The organism is Xenophilus sp. (assembly GCF_044462705.1).
Lineage (GTDB): Bacteria > Pseudomonadota > Gammaproteobacteria > Burkholderiales > Burkholderiaceae_C > Xenophilus > Xenophilus azovorans.
Genome location: NZ_JBIQNC010000102.1, coordinates 10,496 through 17,734, shown reverse-complemented (window position 1 = coordinate 17,734; position 7,239 = coordinate 10,496). Strand labels below are relative to the sequence as shown.

6 protein-coding genes and 2 tRNA genes are annotated in these 7,239 nt (G+C 70.9%); 4 read left to right on the top strand and 4 right to left on the bottom strand.

Translation table 11 applies throughout. The features are described from left to right. On the top strand, positions 1 to 1,834 hold a 1,834-nt coding region (locus tag ACIY1X_RS15660; protein WP_399682068.1), incomplete at its 5' end, for a RelA/SpoT family protein. A 9-nt stretch (positions 1,835 to 1,843) separates the two neighbouring features. Here the strand turns inward: ACIY1X_RS15660 and greB are convergent. The 4 genes from greB to hrcA all read right to left on the bottom strand — a co-directional run bounded on the left by greB (position 1,844) and on the right by hrcA (position 3,713). Beyond that, positions 1,844 to 2,410, bottom strand: coding sequence for a transcription elongation factor GreB (gene greB / locus ACIY1X_RS15655; protein WP_038206997.1), 567 nt, complete (start codon positions 2,408 to 2,410; stop codon positions 1,844 to 1,846). 61 nt (positions 2,411 to 2,471) lie between these two features. Continuing rightward, positions 2,472 to 2,548 (bottom strand) — tRNA-Arg (locus ACIY1X_RS15650). A 29-nt stretch (positions 2,549 to 2,577) separates the two neighbouring features. Continuing rightward, positions 2,578 to 2,654: transfer RNA gene (locus ACIY1X_RS15645), tRNA-Ile, on the bottom strand. Between the two features lie 42 nt (positions 2,655 to 2,696). Further along, positions 2,697 to 3,713 (bottom strand): heat-inducible transcriptional repressor HrcA, encoded by a 1,017-nt coding sequence (gene hrcA / locus ACIY1X_RS15640; RefSeq protein ID WP_399682065.1) that lies wholly within the window; start codon positions 3,711 to 3,713, stop codon positions 2,697 to 2,699. A gap of 43 nt (positions 3,714 to 3,756) precedes the next feature. Between hrcA and ACIY1X_RS15635 the strand changes: the two genes are divergently transcribed. From ACIY1X_RS15635 to rapZ, 3 genes are all read left to right on the top strand, one after another. Then, complete coding sequence (locus ACIY1X_RS15635; protein ID WP_038206704.1) at positions 3,757 to 4,659, top strand: NAD kinase; 903 nt, start codon at positions 3,757 to 3,759, stop codon at positions 4,657 to 4,659. Position 4,660: 1 nt separating this feature from the next. Continuing rightward, positions 4,661 to 6,343, top strand: coding sequence for a DNA repair protein RecN (gene recN, locus ACIY1X_RS15630; RefSeq protein ID WP_399682061.1), 1,683 nt, complete (start codon positions 4,661 to 4,663; stop codon positions 6,341 to 6,343). After that, a partial coding sequence (gene rapZ / locus ACIY1X_RS15625; protein ID WP_399682059.1) for an RNase adapter RapZ occupies positions 6,340 to 7,239 on the top strand: 900 nt, incomplete at its 3' end. The genes recN and rapZ, both read left to right, overlap by 4 nt.

Here is a 7,239-nt window from a genome sequence, read left to right as displayed (position 1 = left end):
CTTCCGCAAGATGCTGCTGGCGATGGCGCGCGACGTGCGCGTCATCCTGATCAAGCTGGCCGACCGCACGCACAACATGCGCACGCTGGACGACGCGCCGCGCGAGAAATGGGCCCGCATCTCCAGCGAGACGCTGGAGATCTACGCGCCCATCGCCTACCGCCTCGGCCTGAACCAGACCTACCGCGAGCTGCAGGACCTCTCGTTCCGGCACCTGCGGCCCTGGCGCTACGCCATCCTGGCCAAGGCGGTGGCCAAGGCCCGCAGCCGGCGGCGCGACCTGATCCAGAAGGTGCAGCGCGACGTGGAGGCCGCCTTCGCCGCCGCCGGCATCGCGGTGCGCATGGCCGGGCGCGAGAAGACGCTCTACTCCATCTACCGCAAGATGGACGAGAAGAACCTGAGCTTCGCGCAGGTCACCGACATCTACGGCTTCCGCATCATCGTGCCCAACGTGATCGCCTGCTACACGGGCCTGGGCGTGCTGCACCAGCTGTACAAGCCGCTGCCCGGCAAGTTCAAGGACCACATCGCCATCGCCAAGCTCAACGGCTACCAGTCGCTGCACACGACGCTGGTCGGCCCCTCCGGCATCAGCGTCGAGTTCCAGCTGCGCACGGAGGCGATGCACCTGGTGGCCGAGTCCGGCGTCGCCGCGCACTGGCTGTACAAGGCGTCGGACGCGGCGGGCGGCGCGAGCAGCGGCGACCGCCTGAGCGCCAAGTGGCTGCAGTCGCTGCTGGACATCCAGGACGAGACGCGCGACGCCACCGAGTTCTGGGACCACGTCAAGGTGGACCTGTTCCCCGACGCGGTCTACGTCTTCACGCCCCGCAGCGAGATCATGGCGCTGCCCCGAGGCGCGACGGTGGTGGACTTCGCCTACGCCATTCACACCAACATCGGCGACCACACCTCCGCCGCGCGCATCAACGGCGAGCAGGTGCCGCTGCGCACCGAGCTGAAGAACGGCGACGTGGTGGAGGTCATCACCGCGCCCGTCTCCACGCCCAACCCGGCCTGGCTGGGCTTCGTGCGCACGGGCCGCGCCCGCTCGAAGATCCGCCACTACCTCAAGACGCTGGCGCAGGCTGAGTCCGAGCGGCTGGGCGAGAAGCTGCTGAGCCAGGCGCTGCGGGCCGAGGGCGTGGGCAAGCTGCCCGACGACGACGCCGACAACCAGCCGACCTGGGAGAAGCTGCTGCGCTTCACCGGCAGCCGCAACCGCGCCGAACTCATGACCGACATCGGCCTGGGCAAGCGCGTCGCCAGCCTGGTGGCCAAGCGGCTGGCCGCGCTGCTGGCCGAACGCGGCTTCAAGCCCGACGCGCTGCTGCTCAGCCGCGAGCGCTTCACCGCGCACGAGAGCGTCTCCCAGGGCGCGGTGACGCTGGACGGCAGCGAGAACTCGTCGGTGCGCTTCGCCCAGTGCTGCCGGCCGATCCCCGGCGACCCGATCGTGGGCTACCTGGGCCACGGCGAGGGGCTGGTCGTCCACACCGAGGCCTGCGGCGTGGGCCAGCGCCTGCGCCACAAGGACAGCGAGCGCTTCTTCGCCGTCGAATGGGCCGACGAGCCCGTGCGCACCTTCGAGACCGGCATCGTCATCACCGCGCGCAACGACAAGGGCGTGCTCGCCCGGGTGGCAGCCACGCTGGCCAACGCGGAGGCGGATATCACCCACGTCGAGATGAACGAGGAGCCCGGCCAGGACTCGACCGACCTGCGCTTCGTGGTCGCCGTGCGCGACCGCCCCCATCTCGACGCCGTGCTGCGCGCGGCGCGCCGCACGCCCTCGGTGCTGACGGCGGCGCGGATCGTCCCCGCGGCCTGACCGGGCGCTTCAGCCCGGCGCCGGGTAGCGGACTTCCAGCACCTCGATGTCCTGGCCACCTGCCGGAGTGACCAGGCGCACGACGTCGCCTACACGCGCCTTCAGCAGCGCTCGCGCCACGGGAGAGATCCAGCTCACCTGCTGTCGCGCACTGTCCGCCTCGTCGATGCCCAGGATCGTGACCTCGCGCTCCTCGCCGGCCTCGTCCGCATAGCGCACCGTCGCACCGAAGAAGACCTGCTCGCCACCGTGGTGGACGGCGGGATCGGTGACCTCGGCGACCTCCAGCCGCTTGGTCAGGAAGCGGATGCGCCGGTCGATCTCGCGCAGCCGCTTCTTACCGTAGAGGTAGTCGCCATTCTCGGAGCGGTCGCCGTTCTTGGCGGCCCAGTGCACGGCCTCCACCACCTTGGGCCGCTCGTTGTCCATCAGGTCCAGAAGTTCGGCCCGCAAGCGCGCATAGCCGCCCGGCGTGATGTAGTTCTTGCCGCCCGCGGGCAGCGCCGGCAGCGCATCGGCCTCGCCGTCATCCTCGATGGCATCGCCATCGCTTTCACGGGTGAACGCCTTGCTCATGTCGGTGACTGCCGAAGAAAACAAGCCCGCAACCTCATCGGTTGCGGGCTTGATCAAAAGGTGGCGCGGCTGGCAGGAATCGAACCCACGACCCCTTGGTTCGTAGCCAAGTACTCTATCCATCTGAGCTACAGCCGCGCAGAAGCGAAAGTATAGCACGGGTTATCTGGTAGGCCGTGCTGGGCTCGAACCAGCGACCAAGGGATTATGAGTCCCCTGCTCTGACCAACTGAGCTAACGGCCCCGCGCCGCCGGATTCTAGGCGGGCCGCCGTCCCTTCCCGGCGTCACTTCGGCCCGGACGCGTGGTGGCTCAGCGCGTTGCTCACCAGGCGCGCGGTGATGTCGACGATCTGGATCATGCGCTCGTAGGGCATGCGCGTCGGCCCGATGACGCCGAGCGTGCCGACCACCTGGCCGTCGACCTCGTAGTTCGCGCTGACCACCGACAGTTCCTCCACCGGCACGACCTGGCTCTCGCCGCCGATGAAGATGCGCACGCCCTCGGCCTTGCTCGACACGTCGAGCAGCCGCAGCAGCTGGGCCTTCTGCTCGAACAGCTCGAAGGCGCGGCGCAGCTGGTTCATGTCGGTGGAGAAGTCGCTGACCGACAGGAGGTTGCGCTCGCCCGCGATCACCACTTCCTCCTGTGCCTGGGAGATCGCCTCCGAACTGGCCTGCACCGCCGCCTGCATCAGCGAGGCGATCTCGCCGCGCAGGGTGTCCATCTCGGACTTGAGACGGTCGCGCACCTGCTCGATCGACAGGCCGCTGTAGTGCGCGTTCAGGTAGTTGGCCGCCTCGATCAGCTCCGACTGCGAATAGTCACGGTCGGTGAAGAGCACGCGGTTCTGCACGTCGCCGTCGGGCGAGACGATGATCACCAGCAGCCGGCGGTCCGACAGCCGGAGGAACTCGATGTGGCGGAAGGCCGAGGTGCGCCGCGGTGCCATCACCACGCCGACGAACTGCGAGAGGTTCGACAGCAGTTGCGCCGCGTTGGCGATCACCTTCTGCGGCTGGTCGGCCGGCAGGCTGGGCGCCGCCATGTGCGGGCGCTGCGCCGTCAACATGGTGTCGACGAAGAGGCGGTAGCCTCGTGCCGTCGGGATGCGCCCTGCCGAGGTGTGCGGGCTGACGATCAGCCCCAGTTCCTCCAGGTCGGCCATGACGTTGCGGATGGTCGCCGGCGACAGTTCCAGGCCCGGCGCCCGCGACAGGGTGCGCGAGCCCACGGGGGTGCCGTCGGCGATGTATCGCTCGATCAGGGTCTTGAGCAGCAGCTTGGCCCGTTCGTCCAGCATCCTGAAATTCTAGTGACGTGTTTAATGATGTAATTTGTATCCCATGAGTACCCGCTTTCGCCACGTCGCCCTGATCGGAAAGTACCAGGCGCAGGCGGCCCGCGCGCCCGACAGCGTGATGCAGGGCATCGCCGCCTTCCTGGAGGAGCAGGGCTGCTCGGTGGTGCTGGAGCGCGGCAGCGCCGAGAGCGGCCCCGACGGACAGCCCCTGGACACCGGCCCGTACCCTGTGCTGGCCGTGGAGGACATCGGCCAGCGCTGCGACCTCGGCCTGGTGGTCGGCGGCGACGGCACCATGCTCGGCATCGGCCGGCGCTTGGCGCCCTCGGGCCTGCCGCTGGTGGGCATCAACCACGGGCGCCTGGGCTTCATCACCGACATCCCGCTGGACGGCTACCAGGGCGCGCTGAGCTCGATCCTGGCCGGCGAGTACGAGGAGGACCACCGCAGCCTGATGCACGCGCAGGTGGTGCGCGAGGGCGCGGTGGTGTTCGACGCGCTGGCCATGAACGACGTGGTGGTCAACCGCGGCGCCACTTCGGGCATGGTGGAGTTGCGCGTGTCGGTCGGGCCCAACTTCGTGGCCAATCAGCGCGCGGACGGGCTGATCATCGCCACGCCGACCGGCTCGACCGCCTATGCCCTGTCCGCCGGCGGGCCGCTGCTGCATCCGGCGATCCCGGGCTGGGTGCTGGTGCCGATCGCGCCGCACACGCTGTCGAACCGGCCGATCCTGCTGCCCGATGCGCAGGAGATCACCATCGAGGTGGTCGGCGGGCGCGACGCCAGCGCCAATTTCGACATGCAGTCGCTCGCCACGCTGATGCACGGCGACAAGGTGGTGGTGAGGCGCTCGGACTACCGGGTGCGCTTCCTGCACCCGCGCGGCTGGAGCTATTTCGACACGCTGCGCAAGAAGCTGTACTGGAACGCAGGAGGTTCATGACATGGCGCTGCGACGCATCGCACTGCGCGACTTCGTCATCGTCCGGGCGCTGGAGCTGGACCTCGCCGCCGGCTTCAGCGTGCTGACGGGCGAGACGGGCGCCGGCAAGTCCATCCTCATCGACGCGCTGCAGCTCGCGCTGGGCAGCCGCGCCGATGCCGGGGCCGTGCGCGAGGGCGCCGAGCGGCTGGACGTGAGCGCCGAGTTCGACCCGGTGCCCGCACTGGCCGCCTGGCTGGACGAAGGCGGCTTCGCGCCGGGCGAATCGCTGCTGCTGCGGCGCACCGTCGACACGCAGGGCCGCAGCCGCGGCTGGATCAACGGCAGCCCGGCCACCGCCGCGCAGCTGCGCGAGCTGGGCGACCACCTGCTCGACATCCACGGCCAGCACGCTTGGCAGAGCCTGACGCGCGCCGATGCGGTACGCGGGCTGCTGGACGCCTATGCCGGCATCGACGCCGCACCGCTGGGCGCCGCCTGGGCGGCCTGGCGCCAGGCCGCGGGCGCCCTGGAGACGGCGCGCCAGGCGCAGGACACGCTGCTGCGCGAACGCGAGCGCCTGCAGTGGCAGATCGGCGAGCTCGACAAGCTGGCGCCGGGCGAGGACGAATGGGAGGAACTGTCCGCCCAGCACACCCGCCTGTCGAACGCACGGGCGCTGCTGGACGCCGCCGAGGGCGCGGCCGCGGCGCTGGAGGACGACGACGGCGGCGCGCTGCAGGCGCTGGCGCGCGCGCAGTCGCTGCTGCAGGCCAGCGAGCACATCGAGCCCGCCTTCCAGGCCATCGGCGAGGAACTGGCCTCGGCCATCGCCCAGGCGGCCGACGCCGCGCACACGCTGCACGCCTGGCGCCGCCGCACCGACCTGGACCCGGAACGCCTGGCGGAACTGGACGAGCGCATGGGCCAGTGGCTGTCGCTGGCGCGCCGCTGGCGCCGGCCGCCGGCGGAGCTGCCCGCGCTGCTGGCCGACTGGCGCACGCAGTTGCAGGCGCTCGACGCCCAGGCCGACCTGGCGGCCCTCGAAGGCGCCGAGCAGGCGGCGCACAAGGCGTACCTGGAGGCCGCGCGCGCGGTCGGGCGCGCCCGCCAGAAGGCTGCGCCGAAGCTGTCGCAAGCCGTCACGCAGGCCATGCAGGGCCTGGGCATGCAGGGTGGGCGCTTCGAGGTCGCCCTGGCTCCCCTGGCGCAGCCGGGCCGCGCCGGGCTGGAAGAGGTGAGCTTCCTGGTGGCAGGCCACCCGGGCAGCACGCCGCGGCCGATCGGCAAGGTGGCCTCGGGCGGCGAGCTGTCGCGCATCGCGCTGGCCATCGCCGTGACCACCAGCCGGCTGGGCGAGGCGCAGACGCTGATCTTCGACGAGGTGGATGCCGGCGTCGGCGGCGCCGTGGCCGAGACCGTCGGGCGGCTGATGCAGCAGCTCGGCCGCGACCGGCAGGTGCTGGCCGTCACCCACCTGCCGCAGGTGGCCGCCTGCGCCGACCACCACCTGCGGGTCGCCAAGCGGGTGGCGCAGGGCCGCACCGAAAGCACCGTGCAGCCGCTGGACGGCGAGGGCCGCATGCAGGAGATCGCGCGCATGCTGGGCGGCGAGCAGGTGTCGGCTACCTCACTGGCGCACGCGCGCGAGATGCTCGGCAAGCCCGCTGCTCCCGCGCCGCGCCGCGCGAAGGCTGCCTCATGAGCGTGCCCGGGACCACGCAGGCCCCGCCCGACGGGCTGGACCTCTTCCTCATCACCGGCATGTCGGGCTCCGGCAAGTCGGTGGCGCTGGCGGCGCTGGAGGATGCCGGCTACTACTGCGTCGACAACCTGCCGCCGGAACTGCTGGAGTCCTTCGTCGCCCTGCAGCGCGAACGGCAGGCGACGCACGTGGCGGTGGCGATCGACGTGCGCAGCGGCGTCTCGCTGCCGCAGCTGCCGCTGCAGCTGGAGGCGCTGCGCCGCGAGGGCATCCGGATGCGCTCGCTCTTCCTCGACGCGACCACCGACGCCCTGGTGCGGCGCTATTCCGAGACGCGCCGCCGCCATCCCCTGTCGCGCCAGGACGGCCGCGTCGACGTGCCCGAGCAGGAGCGCGCCTTGGTGCAGGCGATCGAGCTGGAGCGCGAGCTGCTGGCCGACCTGCGCGACGGCGCCGACGTGATCGACACCAGCCTGATCCGGCCGGCGCAACTGCGCACCTACATCAAGGCGCTGATCGGCGCCCCGCGCCGGCAGATGACGCTGGTGTTCCAGTCCTTCGCCTTCAAGCGCGGGCTGCCGCTGGACGCGGACTACGTGTTCGACGTGCGCATGCTGCCCAACCCGCACTACGTGCCGGCGCTGCGTCCGCTGACGGGGCGCGACCAGCCGGTCATCGACTGGCTGCGCGGCCACGACGAGGTGGCGCGCATGTATGCGGACATCGAGCAGTTCCTGGCGCGCTGGCTGGACGCCCTGGCGCAGGACCACCGCAGCTACGTCACGGTGGCCATCGGCTGCACCGGCGGGCAGCACCGCTCGGTGTTCTTGGTCGAGCAGCTGGCGCGCGCCTTCGGCGACCGCTGGGCGGCGCTCAAGCGGCACCGCGAGCTCGAC

Coding starts and splice junctions, on each gene's coding strand:
- greB (WP_038206997.1), bottom strand. CDS start 2,410: ATGAGCAAGGCGTTCACCCGTGAAAGCGATGGCGATGCCATCGAGGAT.
- hrcA (WP_399682065.1), bottom strand. CDS start 3,713: ATGCTGGACGAACGGGCCAAGCTGCTGCTCAAGACCCTGATCGAGCGA.
- ACIY1X_RS15635 (WP_038206704.1), top strand. CDS start 3,757: ATGAGTACCCGCTTTCGCCACGTCGCCCTGATCGGAAAGTACCAGGCG.
- recN (WP_399682061.1), top strand. CDS start 4,661: ATGGCGCTGCGACGCATCGCACTGCGCGACTTCGTCATCGTCCGGGCG.